The organism is Pseudomonas sp. WS 5079, from assembly GCF_012985465.1.
Taxonomy (GTDB): Bacteria; Pseudomonadota; Gammaproteobacteria; order Pseudomonadales; family Pseudomonadaceae; genus Aquipseudomonas.
In genome coordinates, this window is record NZ_JAAQWN010000003.1 from 1 (window position 1) to 20,474 (window position 20,474).

General features: G+C 62.3%; 15 protein-coding genes. 14 read left to right on the forward strand and 1 reads right to left on the reverse strand.

Annotation, left to right across the window (positions count from 1 at the left end; genetic code table 11):
- The coding region (locus tag HBO05_RS08850; protein WP_172312386.1) for a retention module-containing protein at positions 1–3,782 on the reverse strand (3,782 nt) is incomplete at its 3' end.
- Between the two features lie 340 nt (positions 3,783–4,122).
- Here HBO05_RS08850 and HBO05_RS08855 point away from each other — a divergent pair.
- From HBO05_RS08855 to HBO05_RS08920, 14 genes are all read left to right on the forward strand, one after another.
- Entirely contained in the window at positions 4,123–5,469 is a 1,347-nt protein-coding gene (locus HBO05_RS08855) for a TolC family outer membrane protein (RefSeq protein ID WP_029298771.1), read from the forward strand.
- Between the two features lie 41 nt (positions 5,470–5,510).
- Positions 5,511–7,667 carry a type I secretion system permease/ATPase gene (locus tag HBO05_RS08860; protein ID WP_172312388.1) on the forward strand — a complete coding sequence of 719 codons (2,157 nt, stop codon included), beginning with the start codon at positions 5,511–5,513 and terminating at the stop codon, positions 7,665–7,667.
- Entirely contained in the window at positions 7,657–9,018 is a 1,362-nt protein-coding gene (locus HBO05_RS08865) for an HlyD family type I secretion periplasmic adaptor subunit (RefSeq protein WP_029298775.1), read from the forward strand. The genes HBO05_RS08860 and HBO05_RS08865 overlap by 11 nt, the downstream gene beginning before the upstream one ends.
- Positions 9,019–9,252: 234 nt before the next feature.
- The gene (locus HBO05_RS08870; protein ID WP_172312390.1) at positions 9,253–10,137 is read left to right on the forward strand and encodes a TauD/TfdA family dioxygenase; all 885 of its coding nucleotides are present in this window, start codon (positions 9,253–9,255) and stop codon (positions 10,135–10,137) included.
- 14 nt (positions 10,138–10,151) lie between these two features.
- On the forward strand, positions 10,152–11,177 hold the full coding sequence (locus tag HBO05_RS08875) for an ABC transporter substrate-binding protein (RefSeq protein ID WP_169953999.1): 1,026 nt from the start codon (positions 10,152–10,154) through the stop codon (positions 11,175–11,177).
- 1 nt (position 11,178) lies between these two features.
- Positions 11,179–12,030 (forward strand): ABC transporter ATP-binding protein, encoded by an 852-nt coding sequence (locus tag HBO05_RS08880; RefSeq protein WP_172312392.1) that lies wholly within the window; start codon positions 11,179–11,181, stop codon positions 12,028–12,030.
- A 12-nt stretch (positions 12,031–12,042) separates the two neighbouring features.
- Positions 12,043–12,891 (forward strand): ABC transporter permease, encoded by an 849-nt coding sequence (locus HBO05_RS08885; protein WP_057438937.1) that lies wholly within the window; start codon positions 12,043–12,045, stop codon positions 12,889–12,891.
- A gap of 99 nt (positions 12,892–12,990) precedes the next feature.
- Positions 12,991–13,617, forward strand: coding sequence for a TonB family protein (locus HBO05_RS08890; RefSeq protein ID WP_172312394.1), 627 nt, complete (start codon positions 12,991–12,993; stop codon positions 13,615–13,617).
- Positions 13,618–13,669: 52 nt separating this feature from the next.
- Positions 13,670–14,590 (forward strand): LysR family transcriptional regulator, encoded by a 921-nt coding sequence (locus HBO05_RS08895; RefSeq protein WP_169953996.1) that lies wholly within the window; start codon positions 13,670–13,672, stop codon positions 14,588–14,590.
- 209 nt (positions 14,591–14,799) lie between these two features.
- Positions 14,800–16,335 (forward strand): MFS transporter, encoded by a 1,536-nt coding sequence (locus HBO05_RS08900; RefSeq protein WP_172312396.1) that lies wholly within the window; start codon positions 14,800–14,802, stop codon positions 16,333–16,335.
- Between the two features lie 25 nt (positions 16,336–16,360).
- Complete coding sequence (locus HBO05_RS08905; protein WP_169953994.1) at positions 16,361–17,419, forward strand: HlyD family secretion protein; 1,059 nt, start codon at positions 16,361–16,363, stop codon at positions 17,417–17,419.
- A complete protein-coding gene (locus HBO05_RS08910; protein WP_172312398.1) occupies positions 17,416–18,861 on the forward strand; it encodes an efflux transporter outer membrane subunit in 1,446 nt (481 codons plus the stop codon). The genes HBO05_RS08905 and HBO05_RS08910 overlap by 4 nt, the downstream gene beginning before the upstream one ends.
- A gap of 73 nt (positions 18,862–18,934) precedes the next feature.
- A complete protein-coding gene (locus tag HBO05_RS08915; protein WP_170042286.1) occupies positions 18,935–19,444 on the forward strand; it encodes a sigma-70 family RNA polymerase sigma factor in 510 nt (169 codons plus the stop codon).
- On the forward strand, positions 19,441–20,397 hold the full coding sequence (locus HBO05_RS08920; RefSeq protein ID WP_172312400.1) for a FecR domain-containing protein: 957 nt from the start codon (positions 19,441–19,443) through the stop codon (positions 20,395–20,397). The genes HBO05_RS08915 and HBO05_RS08920 overlap by 4 nt, the downstream gene beginning before the upstream one ends.
- Positions 20,398–20,474: the final 77 nt, after the last annotated feature.

The following is a 20,474-nucleotide window of genomic DNA, read 5'->3' on the forward strand; positions in this document are numbered from 1 at the left end:
CCGCTCGACTTGTCCACGCCAATGGTGATGACCTGGTTGTTATCCAGAGTCACAGTCACAGGGCTGGTGATGTTAGTCACCGGCGCGCCGTTCTTATCCACCAAGGTCGCGGTGTAGACGATCTCGCCGCCTTCACCCACGGTTTTGGTCGCAGTCAGCACCACATCGACCTTGTCGATGGTGTCGTTGATGGTGGTAGTCGCGCCATCGCCTGCAACCACGAGCTTCTCGAAGTTGCCACCGTCAGTCCCGGTGATCTGGACGGTTTGGGTGCTCTTATCGATGAACACGTCATCGCCAGGGGCATCCACCGTCACGGTGCCGACGGTTTCACCGGCCTTGATGGTGATGGTTTGCTTGTTGTCGAGGGTCAGGGTGACGTCGGTGTCAGCCTTGTTGCTCAAGGTGGCGGTGTAGGTGATTTTTCCACCTTCACTCACTTCCGACGGAGCCGTCAGGGTCACTGTCGTGGTGTTATCGGTGCCCGGTGTGTCCGTCACGACGGTGGTGACTTTATCGGTACCTGGAACCAGATTTTCAAAGTGCTCGCCACCGGCGACTTCTTTAATACCGGTAGTAACGGTTTGATCACCTTTGTAGACGTCGTCCGGAGCCACAACCGAAACGGTACCGCTCGACTTGTCCACACCGATGGTGATGACCTGGTTGTTATCCAAGGTGATGGTCAGTGGACCAGTGGTGTTAGTGACGGGGGCGCCGTTTTTATCCACAAGGGTGGCGGTGTAGACGATCTGGCCGCCTTCACCCACGGTTTTGGTTGCGGTCAGAACCACATCGACCTTGTCGATGGTGTCGTTGATGGTGGTAGTCGCGCCATCACCTGCAACCACGAGCTTCTCGAAGTTGCCACCGTCAGTGCCGGTGATCTGGACGGTCTGGGTGCTCTTATCGATGAACACGTCATCGCCTGGAGCGTCCACTGTCACGGTGCCGACGGTTTCGCCAGCTTTGATGGTGATGGTTTGTTTGTTATCGAGGGTCAAGGTGACGTCAGTGTCAGCCTTGTTGCTCAAGGTGGCGGTGTAGGTGATTTTTCCACCTTCACTCACTTCCGACGGAGCAGTCAGCGTCACAGTCGTGGTGTTATCGGTACCTGGGGTATCAGTAACAGTCGTGGTGACCTTGTCAGTCCCCGGAACCAGATTTTCAAAGTGCTCGCCACCGGCGACTTCTTTAATGCCGGTAGTAACGGTTTGATCACCTTTGTACACGTCATCTGGAGCCACAACCGAGACAGTCCCGCTCGACTGGTTCACGCCAATGGTGATGACCTGGTTGTTATCCAGAGTCACAGTCACAGGGCTGGTGATGTTAGTCACCGGCGCGCCGTTCTTATCTACCAAGGTCGCGGTGTAGACGATCTCGCCGCCTTCACCCACGGTTTTGGTCGCGGTCAGCACCACATCGACCTTGTCGATGGTGTCGTTGATCTGCGTTGTCGCCCCACCCGGTGCGATATCAAGCTTCTCGAAACCGCCACCCACGACGTCCGGATTGATCGTGACGTTGATCGGGCCTGCATCTTTGAATACGTCGTCGCTCGGTGCCTTGGACGTCACCTGGCCGGTCGTCTCGCCCTTGGCGATAGTGATGACGTCACCATTGCTCAAGGTCAGGGTCAGGTCGCTGCCGGCCTTGTTGCTCAAGGTCGCGGTGTAGGTGATGTTGCCACCTTCGTCGGCCTCGCCTGGCGCAGTCAGGGTGACGGTGGTGGTGTCGGTGGTGCCGGGTGTGTCGGTCACGGTGGTGTTGACCGGCGTGGTGCCAGGCACCAGGTTCTCGAAATGCGCGCCGCCGGTCACATTGGTGATAGCGGTGGTGACGGTCTGGTTGCCCTCATACACATCGTTTGGCGCAACAGTGCTGGCAGTGCCCGCGGATTGGCCGACGCCAATGGTGATGGTCTGGCCATTGTCCAGCGTCACGGTCAACGGATTGGTGGTGTTGGTGACCGGGTTACCGGCCTTGTCCACCAGCGATGCGGTGTAGACGATCTGACCGCCTTCGCCCACGGTGGTTGTGGCGGTCAGGACCACATCGACCTTGTCGATGGTGTCGTTGACGGTGGTGGTCGCGCCATCGCCTGCCACTTCCAGTTTTTCGAAGTTACCGCCATTAGTCTCGACGATCTTTACCGTTTGCGTGCTTTTGTCGACAAACACATCATCGCCCGGAGCATCGACGGTGACGGAGCCAACGGTTTCACCTGCCTTGATGACGATGGTCGAACCGTTGTCCAGCTTCAGGGTAACGTCGGTGTCCGCTTTATTGGACAGCGTGGCGATGTAGGTGATCTGACCGCCTTCGCTGACATCGCCAGGCGCAGTCAGCGTCACCGTGGTGGTGTCGACCGAATCGGTGATGGTGGTGACGGCTGGCGTGGTGTTGGGCACCAGGTTTTCAAAGTTGCCACCGGTCGTGCCGGTGATGGTCGTCGTGACGGTGCTGCCGTTGACGTAGACGTCGTTCGCCGGGGTGTCGACCACTACGGTACCGACGGACTCGCCGGCCTTGATGGTGATCACCGAACCGTTGGACAAGGTCACGGTCACCGGGGTTTGCGCCGGGTTGGTCAGCGTCGCGGTGTAGGTGATCTGGCCGCCTTCGGTGACCGTGTTGGTCGCGGTCAGGGTTACGCCGGTGTCGTCGACCGAGTCGGTAATCGTGGTGACGGCTGGTGTGGTGTTGGGCACCAGGTTTTCGAAGTTGCCACCGGTTGCCCCGGTAATGGTGGTGCTGACCGTGCTGCCATTGGTATAGACGTCGTTGGCCGGCGTCTCGACCACCACCGTACCGGTGGACTTACCCGCCTCGATGGTGATCACCGAGCCGTTGCTCAAGGTAATGGTGACGGGCGTCTGCGCCGGGTTGGTCAAGGTCGCGGTGTAGGTGATCTGACCGCCTTCGGTCACCGTTTCGCCTGCTGTCAGGGTCACGGTGGTGGTGTCGATGGTGTCGGTGATCTGGGTGACGGCCGGCGTCGGGTCGACGGTCACGATCAGGTTGTTACCGCCAGTGGTGCCAGTGACGGTGACGCTGATCTGGCCTGGATCGATGTACGGGCTGTCGTTGGGCGCCAGGGGCACATTCACGGAGCCAGTCACCTGGCCGGCCGGGATGGTGATCACCGCGCCGTTGGACAGGGTGACGGTCAGGTTGCTGGTAGACGGCTGGGTCACCGTGGCGGTGTAGGTCAGCACGCCGCCGGCTTCGGTGATGGTCGGGGTGGCGCTCAGCGACAGGGTCGACGGCAAAGGTGCTGCCGTGAGCGGGTCGGTCGGCTGCCCGCCGAGTTCGTTGGTCAACGCATTAGTACCGAACCCCAGGCCTGCCGTCGGGAAACCAATGGACGGATCAACCGAGCCAGCCGTCTCATTGAGCATCACAAAGCTGTGGCCGCCACCGGCAGCGCCCGTGCCAGAAGCTGTCGCGCCTGCGGCAGTGGCTTCCAGGTCGGTGGTCGGGTCAGCGCCGGCGGCAATGGCCTGCTGCAGTTCGGCAACCGAAGGCGCGGCCTGTGCGGTGGCTTGGCTCAGGTCGGTGCTGGAGTCGGGCGCGTTGGCGCTCCACTGGGTATCACGGCCCAGGTCCAGGGTGCGGCCATCGGCCAGCTCCAGGCTGACGGCGCCCGACATGCCGGTGTCTATCTGGTCGCCGGCGAACAGGCGATCACCCTCAACAAGCACCCGACGGGCGCCTTCCGGAGAAATGACGAAAACTTGGCCAACAATGCTTTTGACGATTGCAACAACACTGCTCATTGAAGATTTCTCCGGCGATCCATTCTGTGGGTGTTCCTGTGGCTGAGACCCTATGGGATTCATCAACCTGGGAAGTGCGTAGTTTATAAAACGGGTGACGTCAAATAATTGGCTATATTTTTTGGCGATTTACTTTATGCCAAACTATTGACCTTATTGGCGCCATCCTAAACAATCGCCTCGCTAATGTCACATTGATATTCACGCGGCGAACCGTCCTACATGTGTGAACCAGTTCCGCTTTTGAACTTTCCGACGTACGGTCATTACGGTAGCCATTTTCTAACGCAGCACGCCAAGTTGCTGTGACTTGAGACAAGAAGTCCTGGGGAATTTTTAAATGCGTTTGCACCTGCTTAAGGCAATACCGTTCGTTCTCGCCGCCAGTTTTGTACAAGCCCAAACCCTGCCCCAGGCCATGCAGCAAGCGCTGGATGTGCACCCGGAGATTCAGGCAGGTGTCAACGCTCGTATTGCTGCCGACTATCAGTTACGTGCGGCCAAGGGCGGTTACCTGCCCCGTGTCGACCTGAACGCCGGTTACGGCCGTGAAGGCACCGACAGTTCTTCCACCCGGGCACGTGGCGGCCACTGGGACACCCTTAATCGCGGTGAATCGAGCCTGCGCCTGCAGCAAATGGTTTTTGACGGTTTTGCCACCTCCAGTGAAGTTGGGCGTCAACAAGCCACCGTTAACTCCCGCGCTTTCTCGTTGCTTGGCACTTCCGAGCGCACAGCATTGACGGTAGCCCAGGTTTACCTGGACGTCCTGACCCGTCGTGAGTTCGTGCGCCTGGCTGAAGACAACCTGCGCAATCACGAGCGCATCTACGACCAGATCAAGTTGCGCACCCAGCGCGGCGTCGGCAGCGGGGCTGACCTGGACCAGGCCGAAGCCCGTCTGGCCCAGGCCCGCAACAACGTGATCACCGAGCAGACCAACCTGGCCGATGCCCAGACCAACTACCTGAGCGCTGTTGGCCAGGAAGCCGATCAGTTGGAGCGTCCGCCAAGCTTCATGGCGCTGCTGCCAGCAGACCTGAACGAAGCGCGCCGCCAGATGCTGGATAACAGCCCGATCCTGCGTTCGGCCGAATCCGACATCGCCGCCGCCGAAAAACAATACGAAGCCGCCAAGTCTTCCTTCTACCCACGCTTCGACGCCGAGTTGGGCCGCAACGCCGACAACAACATCGACGGCGACGCCAGCCACAACAATGGCTGGGAAGCCATGCTGCGCATGCGCTTTAACCTGTATGCCGGTGGCAGCAACAAGGCTGAGCTGGAGTCCAAGTCCTACCAGTCCAACCAGGCCCTGGATATTCGCAACAACGCCCTGCGTCAATTGAACGAAGAACTGGGCCTGGCCTGGAACGCCATGAACAACGCCAATGCCCAGGTGCCGATTGCCCAGCAATACGTCGACCACAGCAGCAAGGTGCGCGGCGCGTACCAAAAGCAATTCAGCCTGGGCGAGCGGACCCTGCTCGACTTGCTCGACAGCGAGAACGAACTGTTCACCGCTTCGCGTCGTCTGGAAGAGATAAAAAACGTTCAGTTATTTACTCAGTACCGAATCAAGGCGACCATGGGCGAGTTGCTCAAGAGCCAGGGAGTGGTCGCACCGATGGCCTCCGTCGTACAGAACGATGTGAAGCCGAAAGTTCAACTGCCTGGGATGAATTGAGCTATTCCTTATAGTCCCATCTGTTAGTTGAGAGAGCCCGCGTGGAATCAGAAGTCAGTCGAGTCCATCTCAGTCATGATCCACGCACATTGCACGACGACCCGTTACTCGACGGGTTGTTGGCTCTCTGCGCCCTGCACCAGAAGCCCGCCAGTGCGGCGATGCTGACCACCGGTCTGCCATTGCCGGCACAGCAACTGACTGCCGATTTGCTGGCCCGGGCCGCGGCCCGCGCCGGTTTGCAAGGGCGCCTGCTGCAACGCAAGCTCGATTCGATCCCCGCGATTGCCATGCCGGCGTTGTTGTTGCTCAAGGACGGTCGCAGCGCCGTGCTGCTCGGCTGGCAGGGTGAAGACGAAGCCCAGGTGCTGCTCAGCGAAAGCGATGGCGGTGAAACCATCGTCAAGCGTCAAGCCTTGGCCGATGACTACATCGGTAAAGTGTTCTTTGCCCAGCCCCAGCACAAATTCGATGTCAGCCACGGCACCCTGATTCCCCGGGCCCGCTCGTGGTTTCGCGATACCCTCAAGCGTTCGCGCTGGCTCTACGCCGATGCCATCGCCGCCAGTTTCCTGATCAACCTGATTGCCATGGCCGCGCCGCTGTTCGTGATGAACGTCTACGACCGCGTGGTGCCGAACCAGGCCACCGCCACCCTGTGGGTGCTGGCCACCGGTATTTTCATCGCCTACGTCTTCGACCTGGTCCTCAAGAGCCTGCGTAGCCTGTGCCTGGACCTGGCCGGCAAGAAAACCGACCTGATCATCTCGGCCACGCTGTTCGAGCGGATCGTCGGCATGTCAATGAAGTACCGCCCGGCGCGGGTCGGCAGTTTCGCCCAGAACATCCACGAGTTTCAGAGCCTGCGCGATTTTCTCGCGTCCCTGACCCTCACCAGCCTGATCGACCTGCCGTTCACCCTGCTGATCTTCATGGTGATCGCCATCCTCGGCGGGCATCTGGTGTGGATCCCCATGCTGGCCTTCCCGATTGCCCTGGGCATCGGCTACCTGCTGCAAAAGCCGTTGGTCGCCACCATGGAGCGCACCATGGCCCTGGCCTCCGAGCGCCAGTCGAGCCTGATCGAAACCCTGGCCGGGCTGGACGCGGTCAAGGTCAACAACGCCGAAAGCGAGCGCCAGTACCAGTGGGAACAGACCATTGGCACCCTCAGCCGCCTTGAGCTGCGGGTCAAAATGCTCTCCGGGCTGTCGATGAACATCACCCTGCTGATCCAGCAACTGGCGGGTGTGATCATGATTGTCTTCGGGGTCTACCAGATCATCGCCGGCAACCTCAGCATGGGCGGCCTGATTGCCTGCTACATGCTCAGTGGCCGCGCCCTCAGCCCCCTGGCGTCGCTGTCGGGCTTGATGACCCGCTACCAGCAGGCCAAAGTCACCATGGTCTCCACCGACCAGATGATGGAGCTGCCCCAGGAGCGCAACTTCGAAGAGCGCCCCCTGAGCCGCCGCACCCTGCAAGGCGCCATCGAGTGCCGGGGCCTGAACTTTACCTACCCCAACCAGCAGAACATGGCGCTCAAGAACATCAACCTGCTGATCAAGCCCGGCGAGAAGATCGGCATCATCGGGCGTAGCGGTTCGGGCAAGAGTTCCCTGGCCAAACTGATCGTGGGGCTCTATCAGCCCGACTCTGGCGCCTTGCTGGTAGACGGCGTGGACATTCGCCAGATCGACGTCAGCGAGCTGCGCCACAACGTCGGCTATGTGCCCCAGGACATCCAACTGCTGGCCGGTACCCTGCGCGACAACCTGGTCTCCGGCGCCCGCTACGTTGAAGACGAAGTGGTGCTGCAAGCCGCCGAACTGGCGGGCGTCCACGAATTTGCCCGCCTGCATCCGCAAGGCTACGAACTGCAAGTAGGCGAGCGGGGCCAGAACCTTTCTGGCGGCCAGCGACAAAACGTCGCCCTGGCGCGTGCCCTGTTGCTCAACCCGCCTATCCTGCTGCTGGACGAACCGACCAGCGCCATGGACAACACCGGTGAGGAACGCCTCAAACAGCGCCTGCAAGCCGTTGTGGCAAACAAGACCGTGGTGCTGGTGACGCACCGGGCGTCGTTGCTGTCTTTGGTGGACCGTTTGCTGGTCATCGACCGTGGGCAGATCCTCGCGGATGGCCCGAAAGCCGTAGTGATGGAAGCGTTGAAGAAGGGGCAGATCAGTGTTGCGTAAATTCAAGGACGCGGTCCGTCGTTACTTCATTGGTTCCGATTCGCTGGACGGCCAGCCACTGCCAGAGGTCAAGAAGGCCCTGATCGAAGATGCCCCGCGCGTCGTGCGGCTGACCATCTGGGGGATCATCGGGTTTTTCCTGTGCATGCTGCTGTGGGCCGGCTTTGCCAAGGTCGACGAAGTCACGCGTGGCGATGGCAAGGCCATCCCATCCTCCAAGCTGCAGAAGATCCAGAACCTGGAAGGCGGCATCGTCGCCGAGCTGTACGTCAAGGAAGGGCAGATCGTCGAAGCCGGCGCGCCGCTGATTCGCCTGGACGACACACGCTTTGTCTCCAACGCCGGGGAAACCGAGGCCCAGCGCCTGTCCCTGCTGTTGCGCATCGAACGCTTGAACGCCCAGGTCGAAGACCGGCCGTTGAATATCCCTGAAGATGTGCGGGCTGCTGCGCCCACCCAGGCGATCAACGAGCAGTCGCTGTACGAAAGCCGGCGCCAGCAGTTCAAGGACGAAATCGGCGGCTTGCAGGAGCAACTGACCCAGCGCCAGCAGGAGATGCGCGAATACACCTCCAAGCAGGGCCAGTACCGTAACCAGCTGTCGTTGCAGCGCCAGGAAATCAACATGTCCGAACCCCTGGTCGCCCAGGGGGCGGTGTCGCCGGTGGAAGTGCTGCGCCTCAAGCGCGCAGAAATGGAAACCCGTGGCCAGCTGGACGCCACCACCCTGGCCATCCCCCGCGCCGATTCGGCGATCAAGGAAGTGCAGCGCAAGATCGACGAGACCCGCGGTAAATACCGCAGCGAAGCCCTGACCGAACTCAACGAAGCACGCACCGACTTGAACAAGGCCCAGGCCACCGGCAAAGCCCTCGAAGACCGGGTGAGCCGGACCCTGGTCACCTCGCCGGTGCGCGGGATCGTCAAGCAACTGCTGGTCAACACCATCGGCGGGGTGATCCAGCCGGGCAGCGACATGGTGGAAATCGTGCCGTTGGACGACACCCTGCTGGTGGAAGCCAAGATCCGCCCGCAAGACATTGCTTTCCTGCACCCGGGGCAAGAGGCCGTGGTCAAGTTCACCGCCTATGACTACACCATCTACGGCGGCCTCAAGGCCAAGCTGGAGCGCATCGGTGCCGATACCATCACCGACGAAGACAAGAAAACCACCTACTACATGATCACCTTGCGCACCGATCGCAGCCACCTGGGCACCGATGAGAAGCCGTTGATCATCATCCCCGGCATGGTCGCCTCGGTCGATATCATCACCGGCAAGAAAACCATCCTCAGCTACCTGCTCAAGCCCATCATCAAGGCCCGGGCGGAGTCGTTGCAGGAGCGTTGATCTTCAGTGTCTGGGCGGTCCCCTTCGCGAGCAAGCCCGCTCCCACATTCAACCGCATTCCTATGTTGGAAATCGGTCGAATGTGGGAGCGGGCTTGCCCGCGAAGGGGCCCTCAACCTCACCCCATCCCCCAGCCTCTACCGCAAAAAGGCCATATCGTTATTCTCTAACGGTATTTAAATTCCAGTTCTTATATCTATAAAGTCACTCTCCTGACTGCCAGGGAGTGATCTCATGTCCACCGCCACAGCCGCCTTGCCCACCGCCCAAACCTTCGACATCCGCCCATTCCCCGGCAGCGTAGGCGCCGAGATCATCGGCCTGGATCTGTCGCGTCCGGTCAACGACCAGGATTTCGCCCGCATCCACCGCGCGCACCTGGACCACCATGTGGTGGTGTTCCGCGACCAGCACATCACCCCCGAGCAACAGATCGCCTTCAGCCGCCGTTTCGGCGTGTTGCAGATCCATGTGCTCAAACAGTTCCTGCTGGCCAACCACCCGGAAATCCTCATCGTCTCCAACATCATCGAAAACGGTCAATCCGTCGGCCTGGGCGACGCTGGCAAGTTCTGGCACTCGGACCTGTCGTACAAGGAACTGCCGAGCCTGGGTTCGATGCTCCACGCCCAGGAGTTGCCGTCCGAAGGCGGCGACACGCTGTTTGCCGACATGCACAAAGCCTGGGACCAACTGCCCGAGCATCTGCGCCAAGCCGTGCAGGGCCGCAGCGCCGCGCACTCCTACACCGCGCGCTACAGCGAAACCAAATTCGAAGGCAACTGGCGCCCGACCCTGACCCCCGAACAACTGGCCCAGGTCGCCGAGGTGGTGCACCCGGTGGTGCGCACCCACCCGGAAAACGGGCGCAAGGCACTGTTCGTCAGTGAAGGATTCACCACCCGTATCGTCGGCCTGCCCGAAGACGAAAGCCGCGACCTGCTGGCCCAGCTCTACGCCCACAGCGTCCACCCGCACAACATCTACCGCCATAGCTGGCAGCCCCACGACCTGGTGTTCTGGGACAACCGCTCGCTGATCCACCTGGCCGCCGGTTGCCCCAGCCACCTGCGCCGCAAGCTGTTTCGCACCACCATCCAGGGCGACGCCCCCTTCTGATTCGGAGCATGACCATGTCCAGCAAAACCCCCTTTGCACGATTGGCCGCGACCGTGGGCCTTGGCATCAGCCTGTTGGCCGGCAGTCTGGTTGCCCCGACTGTCGCCCAGGCCGAAGGCCAGATTCGCATTGCCGAGCAGTTCGGCATCGTTTACCTGCTGCTCAACGTGGTGCGCGACCAGAACCTGATCGAGAAATACGGCAAGCAGGAAGGTATCGACATCAAGGTCGACTGGACCCAGTTGTCCGGCGGCGCGGCGGTCAATGACGCGCTGCTTTCCGGCTCCATCGACATTGCCGGCGCCGGTGTCGGCCCGCTGCTGACTATCTGGGACCGTACCCACGGCAAGCAGAACGTCAAGGCCGTGGCCTCCCTGGGCAACTTCCCGTACTACCTGGTCAGCAACAATCCCAAGGTCAAGACCATTGCAGACTTCACCGAGAAAGACCGCATTGCCGTGCCGGCCGTGGGGGTTTCCGTGCAGTCGCGATTCTTGCAATACGCTGCGGCCAAGCAATGGGGCGACAAGGAGTTCAATCGCCTGGATAAATACACCATCGCCGTGCCGCACCCCGACGCCACGGCCGCGCTTATCGCCGGCGGCACCGAGCTGACCGGGCACTTCTCCAACCCGCCGTTCCAGGATCAGGCCCTGGCCAACCCGAACGTGCATGTGGTGCTCAACACCTATGACCTGCTGGGGCCGAACTCGCCGACCGTGTTGTTCGCCACCGAGAAGTTTCGCAACGACAACCCGAAAACCTACAAGGCCTTCATCGATGCCCTGACCGAGGCCGCGCAGTTCGCCCAGAACGACAAGGGCGCCGCCGCCGACACCTATATCCGGGTGACCAAGGCCAAGATCGACCGGGCCGAGTTGCTGAAAATCATCGACAACCCGCAATTTGAGTTCAGCGTCACGCCGAAAAACACCTACCCACTGGCTGAATTCCTCTACCGCGTGGGCGCGATCAAGAACAAACCCGAGTCGTGGAAGGATTACTTCTTCCAGGATGCCAAGCCGCTGCAAGGGAGCTGAGATGAACGCGCCTTTGCAAGGCCACACGGCCAGCAACCTGAGTCCCGCCCAAGCCTTGCTCGCGGTGGATCAAGTCAGCCTGGAATACCGCACCCCCGAACGGGTGGTGCGGGCCACTCACCAGGTCAGCTTCGAGATCGATCCGGCTGATCGCTTTGTACTGCTGGGGCCTTCGGGCTGCGGCAAATCCACGCTGCTCAAGGCGGTGGCCGGCTTTATCAAACCCTGCGAAGGCGAGATCCGCCTGCTGGGGCAAAAGGTCGAGCAACCGGGCCCGGATCGCATCGTGGTGTTCCAGGAGTTCGACCAACTGCCGCCCTGGAAAACCGTCAAGCAGAACGTGATGTTCCCGTTGCTGGCGTCCCGGACCCTCAAGCGCCGCGAAGCTGAGGAGCGGGCGTTGTACTACCTCGACAAGGTCGGTTTGAGCGCCTTTGCCGACGCCTATCCACACACCCTGTCCGGTGGCATGAAGGCGCGGGTGGCGATTGCCCGGGCGTTGGCCATGCAGCCGAAAATCCTGCTGATGGACGAGCCCTTCGCCGCCCTCGATGCCCTGACCCGGCGCAAGATGCAGGAGGAATTGCTGCTGCTGTGGGAAGAGGTGCGCTTCACCCTGCTGTTTGTCACCCACTCCATCGAAGAAGCCCTGGTGGTGGGCAATCGCATCCTGTTGCTGTCGCCCCATCCAGGGCGGGTGCGCGCCGAAATCCACAGCCATCAATACGACCTGCACAGCCTCGGCGGTGTGGCGTTCCAGGCGTCGGCGCGGCGTATTCATCGCCTGTTGTTCGATGAGTCGCCCGAGGCAAAAACCGAACTGGATTTCGCCGACATCCGCATCGCTTATTGAAGGACTGTGCCCATGCGCCAGGAATATGAAATCACCCTGCAACCGCTGCCCGGCGTGCCCGTGGAACGCGCCTTACCCCTGCGCCAACGCCTGTGGCAACAAGGCTGGCTGCGCAAGGGCCTGATCCTGATCGTGCTGGCGATCCTCTGGGAAGCGGCGGCGCGCTATCAGAACAACGACCTGCTGCTGCCCAGCTTCTTGCAGACCTTCCACGCCTTCTACGACGGCATTGCCAGCGGCGAGTTGCTGGGCAAGGTCAGCATCTCGCTGGTGGTGCTGCTCAAGGGCTACCTGATCGGCATCGTCCTGGCATTTGCCCTGACCACCCTGGCGGTCTCGACCCAGATGGGCCGCGACCTGCTGAGCACCCTGACCTCGATGTTCAACCCGCTGCCGGCGATTGCCCTGCTGCCCCTGGCGCTGTTGTGGTTTGGCCTGGGGCAGAACAGCCTGATTTTTGTGCTGGTGCACTCGGTGCTGTGGGCCTTGGCGCTCAACACCTACTCGGGGTTTATGGGGGTGTCGGAAACCCTGCGCATGGCTGGGCGCAACTACGGCCTCAAGGGCATGCGCTTTGTGCTGTTTATCCTGATCCCGGCGGCGCTGCCGTCGATCCTCGCCGGCCTGAAGATCGGCTGGGCCTTTGCCTGGCGCACGCTGATCGCCGCCGAACTGGTGTTCGGCGCCACCAGCGGCAAGGGCGGCCTGGGCTGGTACATCTTCCAGAACCGCAACGAGTTGTACACCGACAAGGTATTCGCCGGGCTGGCGGTAGTGATCCTGATCGGCCTGCTCGTGGAAAACCTGGTGTTCGACACCCTCGAGCGCGTCACCGTGAAGCGCTGGGGCATGCAGCGCTAAATAGGAATTATTGCTCTTTGGCCGCTATGAGTCCGATAATGCCGCCCGAACCTGACGCCGCCCTGGCGTCAGGCCTGGCCGGTAAAAGGATTTACGAACATGCGGTTTCTTGTCTTGGCTGCAGCCTTACTCGCGTCGACAGCGGTTTTTGCCGGGTTTGAGCCTGAAGTGGTGTTCACGGTCAAGCCGGTGTACCCCAAGACCCTGACAACCACCCAGGGGCATGCGCGGATCAGCCTCAAGATCCACAACGACGGATCGGTCAGCGATGTAAAAGCGCTCAATGCCACCAAGCCCGCCTTTGGCGAAGCGGCTGTCGGTGCGGCCAAGCAATGGCGCTTCAAGCCGTGGACAGTGAGCGCCGAGCGGCCTGCGGTGGTCGAGGCGCGCAACGATATGCTGTTTTCGCCCGAGCCCATCAGCCGTGAAGGGGTGCAACTGAACTTTACCGAGGTGAAGTTTCAATCCTGCCGTGACTTGAGCGAGGAGGTCAGCCAGTTCCGCCGCGAGCATGCCACCCGCCCTTTGAGTGCCATGAAGAGCTTCGCCATCACCCGCGTTGCGGTGATGCTGCCGGCGTTCAGTGGCAAAACTACCTATGCCGACGGCCTGGTCCTGGCCGATCAGCTGGAAAACTTATTGCCGGAAATCGTCCGCCAGTGTCAGGCCAATCCCACCGCCACCTACGCCGATTACCTGCCGCATAGCCTGAAACAGTACCGATAAAGCCTGCTACGATTGCGTGCGCTGTACTCCACATTCATCACGAGTGCTTGGCATGCAATTACCGGACATGAACCTGCTGGTGGCCCTCGACGCCTTGCTCGACGAGGGCAGTGTGGTGGGCGCCGCACGGCGGATGAACCTCAGCCCGGCGGCCATGAGCCGCACCCTGACGCGCATCCGCGAGGCTGTCGGCGATCCGATCCTGGTGCGCGCCGGGCGCGGCCTGGTGCCCACGCCCAAGGCCCTGGAGTTGCAAGGCCAGGTGCGCAACGTGGTGGAGCAGGCGGCGTTGCTGTTCCGCTCGGCGGACGAGGTCGACCTGAGCACTTTGCGCCGGCGGTTCAGCGTGCGTGCCAATGACTTTTTTGTCGGCGTGTATGGCGGTCGTTTGTTCGATGCCATGGAACGGGTGGCGCCCCACTGCGAGCTGCGTTTTGTGCCGGAAGGCGACAGTGACGATGAAGCCTTGCGCGAAGGGCGCCTGGACCTGCGCGTCGGCAACACCATGCCGATCACCCCGGAAGTGAAGGTGCAGAACCTGTTCTCCACCACCTTCGTCGGCCTGGCCCGTGAAGGCCACCCGCTGTTCGACGAAGAAATCACTGCGGCGCGCTTTGCCAGCTACTCCCATATCAGCATCTCCCGGCGCGGTATCGCCCGTGGGCCGATCGACACTGCCCTCAGTGCCCAGGGCCTGGAGCGCCGGGTGGCGATGATCGCGCCGGGGTTTCACGGTGCGATGTTCATGCTGCCCGACTCCGACCTGATCCTGCCGGTGCCCAAGGAAGCGCTGTACAGCGCCAATCGCCTGAAACTGCCACTGCGCGCATTCACCCTGCCGATTTCCCTGCCGACCCTGGTCCTGACCCAGGCCTGGCACCCGCGCTTCGACAAAGACCCGGCGCACCGATGGCTGCGCGAAACCATGCGTGAAAGCTGCGCGGCGACCTGGCGCGAAGCCCAGCCGGTCTGATGACCCCGATCAAATGTAGGAGCTGGCTTGCCTGCGATAGCGGTGTGTCAGCTAACGCATCTGTAACTGATACACCGCTATCGCAGGCAAGCCAGCTCCTACGTTCAATCATTGCGTCTGATGCAGTTATAACCTTCCCACAAGTTAGTTTTCGTCATGTCTAAGCCTTATTAAACTGCTCGGGTATTCTATTGCCGAGTTGTACCTTCATGACTTCCCTCGCTGCCCCCGCGCCCTTGGCCGCCGCCAAACCCGCCGCCGTCAGCCCCCCTGTGTTCGGCCCACGGATCATCATCGGCCTGGTCGGCGTGCTGCTGGCGGTACTGGTCTCGGGCCTGAACGAAATGGTGACCAAGGTCGCCCTCGCCGATATCCGCGGTGCGCTGTACATCGGGTTTGACGAAGGTACCTGGCTGGTTGCTGCCTACACCGCCACTTCCGTCTCGGCCATGGCCTTTGCGCCGTGGTGTTCGGTGACGTTTTCGCTGCGCCGCTTCACCCTGTGGGCCATCGGCCTGTTTACCCTGCTGGGGGTGCTTTGCCCGCTGGCGCCGAACTATGAAAGCCTGCTGGTACTGCGCACCCTGCAAGGCCTGGCCGGTGGAGCCTTGCCGCCGATGCTGATGACCGTGGCCCTGCGTTTCTTGCCGGCCCACGTCAAGCTCTACGGCCTGGCCGGCTACGCCCTGACCGCCACTTTCGGCCCCAGCCTCGGCACACCGTTGGCGGCACTCTGGACCGAATACGTCGGCTGGCAGTGGGCGTTCTGGCAGATCGTCGCACCGTGCCTGCTGGCCATGGCCGCCGTGGCCTACGGCTTGCCCCAGGACCCGCTGCGCCTGGAGCGCCTCAAGCAGTTCAACTGGCGCGGCCTGCTGCTGGGCTTCCCGGCGATCTGCATGCTGGTGATCGGCATCTTGCAGGGCAACCGCCTGGACTGGTTCGAGTCGCCGCTGATCACCACGCTGCTGATTGGCGGGGCGCTGTTGCTGGTGCTGTTCATGCTCAATGAATGGTCACACCCGATGCCGTTCTTCAAGTTGCAGATGCTCGGCCTGCGCAACCTGGCCTTCGCCCTGATCGTGTTGGCCGGGGTGCTGGTGGTGTTGCAGGCGGTGATCATCCTGCCGTCCAGCTACCTGGCGCAGGTGCAGGGTTACCGGCCGCTGCAAACCGCGCCGGTGATGCTGATCATGGCGCTGCCGCAGTTGCTCGCGCTGCCCCTGGTGGCCGCCCTGTGCAACTTGCGCTGGGTGGATTGCCGCTGGGTGCTGGGGATTGGCCTGGGCATGCTGACCTTGTCCTGCCTTGGCGGCGCGCAACTGACCTCGGCGTGGATCCGGGATGAGTTCTACGTGCTGCAACTGCTGCAAATCTTCGGGCAGCCGATGGCGGTGTTGCCGCTGTTGATGCTGTCCACCGGCAGCATCGTGCCCACCGACGGGCCGTTTGCCTCGGCCTGGTTCAACACGGTCAAGGGCCTGGCGGCGGTGGTCGCCACCGGGGTGATCGAGGTGCTGACCACCCACCGCCTGCATTTCCACTCGACCATGCTGGTGGACGCCCTGGGTAACTCACCCCTGGCTGACAGCGATGCCACGGGCCTTGCCCACCGCCTGCACCAGCAGGCCGTGGTGCTGACTTCTGCGGATCTTTATTACGTCATGGCCGGTGTCGCGGTGGCGTTGATCCTCCTGATTTTCTGGATGCCGACGCGGATTTTCCCACCGCGCGCACCCGCTTGATTGTTGACTGAAACAAAGGATTTTTATGAAACGCAAAGACCAGATTGCCGTGACTGTTATCAGCGTATTCGCCGTGGGCGCGCTGGTGTACCTGCTGGCGCCGGGTGTGTTTGGCAGCAAGCGCCAGACCACCAACGACGCCTTCGTCGCCGCCGACTACACCTTGGTGGCACCACGGGTCGCCGGGTTTATCAAAGAGGTGTTGGTGGAGGACAACCAGCAGGTCAAGGCCGGGCAGTTGCTGGCGCTGATCGATGACCGCGACTTGCGCGCCGCCGCCCAGGCCGCCGATGCCGAAACCCTGATGGCCCAGGCCCAGCTGAAAAACGCAGTGGCCACCCTTGAGCGGCAAAGCTCGGTGATCGCCCAGGCCCAGGCCACGGTGGCCGCCGACCGCGCCGAAGTGGCCTTTGCCGAGCACGAATTGAACCGCTACAACCACCTTGCCGGAGTTGGCGCAGGTACCGTGCAGAACGCCCAGCAAGCCAGGACCCGCATCGACCAGGCCACCGCGCGCCTGGCCAACGCCACGGCGGTATTGGCCGCCGAGCGCAAGCAGGTGGAAATCCTCAGCGCCCAGCGCGATGCCGCCGAAGGTGGCTTGAAGCGTGCCCAGGCCGCGCTGGAAATGGCCAGCTATCAACTGTCGTACACGCGCATTGTCGCGCCGGTGGATGGCATGGTCGGCGAGCGGGCGGTGCGGGTCGGTGCCTTTGTCACCCCGGGTAGCAAGATCCTCGCCGTGGTGCCGTTGGCCGACGCGTATGTGGTGGCCAATTTCCAGGAAAACCAACTGTCCCACATGCACGCCGGCCAGGCGGTTGAAGTGCGGGTCGACAGCCTCGACGGTGAAGTCCTCAACGGCCACCTGGAAAGCCTGGCACCGGCCACGGGCGTGACCTTCGCCTCGGTCAAGCCCGACAACGCCACCGGCAATTTCACCAAGGTGGTGCAGCGCATCCCGGTGAAAATCATCCTGGAGCCGGGCCAGGCGCAGGTTCATCGCCTGCGGGTCGGGATGTCGGTGGAGGCCAGCGTCAACACACAGCCCAGTGCGCAGCAACGTGAGGTGGCGCAGCAATGAGAAAACTCGCGCTGCTTACTCTCAGCCTGATCAGCCTGGGCGCTTGCACCGTCGGCCCGGATTTTAAGCGCCCCGACGCCCAGCCAGCGGCGCACTGGACCGAGCCCCAGGGGCGCCAGGCCGCCAGCCGTGCGGTCAGCGACCCATTGGAAGAGCAGTGGTGGGACGTGTTCCACGACCCGCAACTGTCGGCCCTGGTGCGCCGGGCACTGAGTGACAACCTCGACCTGAAACTGGCCAGCAGCCGCCTGCAACAGAGCCGCGCGGTGCGCCAGGTGACGACTGCCGAGCGCTACCCGCAGGTCAGCGCCGACGGCAACTATGGCCGCAAACGCAATAGCGCCAACGGCCTGAGCGATCCCTCCGGCAATAACGGCCGTTCGGCCTTCAACCTGTGGGACGCGGGCTTTGCGGCCTCCTGGGAACTGGACTTCTGGGGCCGGGTACGGCGCGAAACCGAAGCCGCCGACGCCACCCTGCAAGTGGCCGAAAACGACCGCCGCAGTGTGCTGCTGTCGGTCTTGGCCGAGACTGCCCAGGACTACATCCAGCTACGCGGCGTGCAAAGTACCCGTGCGGTCACCGAGCAAAACCTCGACGTCGCACGGCGCAGCCTGAAGCTCTCGCAACTGCGCTTGGCCGATGGCGTGGCCACCCACCTGGATGTCGCTGAAGCTGCGGCGCAAGTGGCCGCCATCGAAGCGCGCCTGCCGGATTTGCAGCAGCGCCAGGACCAGTTGATCAACGCCCTGAGCCTGCTGATGGGCCAGGCCCCACAAGCCTTGCATGCACAACTGTCGCCGGACGCGGCGGTGCCCCAGACCCAGCGCCAGGTTGCGATTGGCCTGCCGTCGCAACTGGCACAGCGCCGCCCGGATATCCGCCAGGCCGAGGCGCGCCTGCATGCGGCGACCGCGAGCATCGGCGTGGCCAAGGGCGACTTCTACCCACGGATCACCCTGTCGGGCAGCCTCGGTTCCCAGGCCATGCAATTGTCGGATCTGGGCTCCTGGGGCTCACGCACCTTTGCTTTCGGCCCATCGCTGAGCCTGCCGCTGTTCAACGGCGGCCGCCTGCAAGGCATGCTCGATCTGCGCGAAGCCCAGCAGCAGGAAGCGGCCCTGGCGTACCAGCAGACCGTGTTGCGCGCCTGGCATGAAATCGACGACCAGTTGACCCGCTACAACGCCAGCCAACTGCGCCGCGACAGCCTCGCCGAAGCCGTGCGCCAGAACCAGATTGCCCTGGACACCGCCCAGCACCAGTACGTCGAAGGGGTGGTGGATTTCGTCAACGTGCTCACGGTGCAGAGCGCCTTGCTGGCGACCCAGGAGCAATGGGTGGAAAGCTCCACCGGCGTGTCCCTGGCCATGGTCGGCTTGTACAAGGCATTGGGCGGGGGCTGGGAGTCGGTGTATCCGTTGCAGACCGCCGGGCGGTAACTGATAAAGTTTTTTGCCAGTCGCGATACAAGCTGTAATGATAATTGCTCTCAATAGTGTATCCGGGCGATTCATGGACACCGCGACTGACGGCCAGCAACAGCTTCATCTCCTGTACCGCGACCATCATGGCTGGCTGCAAGGCTGGCTGCGCAAGCGCCTGGGCGACCGTGAGCACGCCGCCGACGTGGCGCAGGACACCTTCCTGCGCCTGCTGGTGTCGGGGCGTTTTCCCGGGGCCAAGGAGAGCCGCAGCTACCTGACGCAGATCGCCCGCAACCTGGTGATCGATCAATGGCGGCGCCTGCGCATCGAGCGCGCCTATCTGCAAAGCATTGCCCACCTGCCGGAGCCCGAGTCGCCGTCCCTGGAAACCCGCGCATTGATCCTCGAAACCCTGATGCAGATCGATGCCATGCTCGACCGCATGCCCGAGAACGTGCGCCGGGCGTTCCTGTTATCGCAGTTCGAAGGCCTGACCTACGCGCAGATCGCCGAGCGCCTCGGGGTAACGATCAGCTCGGTGCAGAAGTACATGACCCGCGCGATCATCGCCTGCTACCAGGTGGCTTACGAAGAATGAGAGCCCGCCATGACGCGCCGATTGCCCAGGCCGTGGTCGAACAGGCCAGCGAATGGTTGATGCTGCAATGGGGCGGCGAATTCGACGGGGCCCAGCGCCAGGCCTTTGCCCATTGGCAGGCCGCTGACCCGGAGCATCGTCGCGCCTGGCAGCGGTTGCAGCAGTTGCAGCAGACCTTGGGCGGCGTACCCGCAGACAGCGCCCGCGCGGTGTTGCGCGACGCGCCGGACCCACAGCGTCGGGCTGCGTTGAAACTGCTCGGGCTGTTGCTGGTAGCCGGTGGCAGCGGCTACCTGGTGCAGGGCAGCCAGCCGTGGCGGGCGGCGTTTGCCGAGCACCGCACCGCCACGGGCGAAATTCGCCACCTGACCTTGAGCGACGGCACCCACCTGGACCTCAACAGCGACAGTGCCATCGACCTGCGCTTCAGTGCCACTGAGCGGCGCATCCGCCTGATTCGTGGCGAGATCCTGCTGACCAGCGGCCACGACCCGTCCCGCCCGCTGATCGTCGAAACCGCTGCGGGCGATATCCAGGCCCTGGGCACCCGCTTTGCCGTGCGCGAACTGGACGACGGCAGCCGCGTCGACCTGTATGAAGGACGCCTGCAGGTGCGCCCGGTAGAGGGTTTGCCGGTGCTGATGAACGCGGGTGACAGCCTGTGGTTCAGTGCAACGCAGACCTCGGCAGTGACTGCGCTGGATGCCAACGCCAGCAGTTGGGCCCAGCACCGCCTGATTGCCGAGCGCCAGCCGCTGGGGCGTTTTGTGGCTGAACTGAGCCGTTATCGGCCGGGGGTGTTGCGCTGTGACGAGGCCGTGTCCGGGCTGTTGCTGACCGGTGTGTTTCCGCTCAATGACACCGATGCGATCCTCACCGCCCTTGAGCGCTCATTGCCGGTACGGGTGCATGCGGTGACGCGCTATTGGGTCACCCTAAAAGCCAGGGTTTGACTCGATCAACGGTGGGAGCGGGCTTGCCTGCGATAGCGGTGTATCAGTGACAGATGGGCTAACCGACCCACCTCTAT

What these genes read in the sequence shown, in the direction of transcription:
- HBO05_RS08855 (WP_029298771.1), top strand. Translation starts at nt 4,123, where the DNA reads ATGCGTTTGCACCTGCTTAAGGCAATACCGTTCGTTCTCGCCGCCAGT.
- HBO05_RS08870 (WP_172312390.1), top strand. Translation starts at nt 9,253, where the DNA reads ATGTCCACCGCCACAGCCGCCTTGCCCACCGCCCAAACCTTCGACATC.
- HBO05_RS08875 (WP_169953999.1), top strand. Translation starts at nt 10,152, where the DNA reads ATGTCCAGCAAAACCCCCTTTGCACGATTGGCCGCGACCGTGGGCCTT.
- HBO05_RS08880 (WP_172312392.1), top strand. Translation starts at nt 11,179, where the DNA reads ATGAACGCGCCTTTGCAAGGCCACACGGCCAGCAACCTGAGTCCCGCC.
- HBO05_RS08885 (WP_057438937.1), top strand. Translation starts at nt 12,043, where the DNA reads ATGCGCCAGGAATATGAAATCACCCTGCAACCGCTGCCCGGCGTGCCC.
- HBO05_RS08890 (WP_172312394.1), top strand. Translation starts at nt 12,991, where the DNA reads ATGCGGTTTCTTGTCTTGGCTGCAGCCTTACTCGCGTCGACAGCGGTT.
- HBO05_RS08895 (WP_169953996.1), top strand. Translation starts at nt 13,670, where the DNA reads ATGCAATTACCGGACATGAACCTGCTGGTGGCCCTCGACGCCTTGCTC.
- HBO05_RS08900 (WP_172312396.1), top strand. Translation starts at nt 14,800, where the DNA reads ATGACTTCCCTCGCTGCCCCCGCGCCCTTGGCCGCCGCCAAACCCGCC.
- HBO05_RS08905 (WP_169953994.1), top strand. Translation starts at nt 16,361, where the DNA reads ATGAAACGCAAAGACCAGATTGCCGTGACTGTTATCAGCGTATTCGCC.
- HBO05_RS08910 (WP_172312398.1), top strand. Translation starts at nt 17,416, where the DNA reads ATGAGAAAACTCGCGCTGCTTACTCTCAGCCTGATCAGCCTGGGCGCT.
- HBO05_RS08915 (WP_170042286.1), top strand. Translation starts at nt 18,935, where the DNA reads ATGGACACCGCGACTGACGGCCAGCAACAGCTTCATCTCCTGTACCGC.
- HBO05_RS08920 (WP_172312400.1), top strand. Translation starts at nt 19,441, where the DNA reads ATGAGAGCCCGCCATGACGCGCCGATTGCCCAGGCCGTGGTCGAACAG.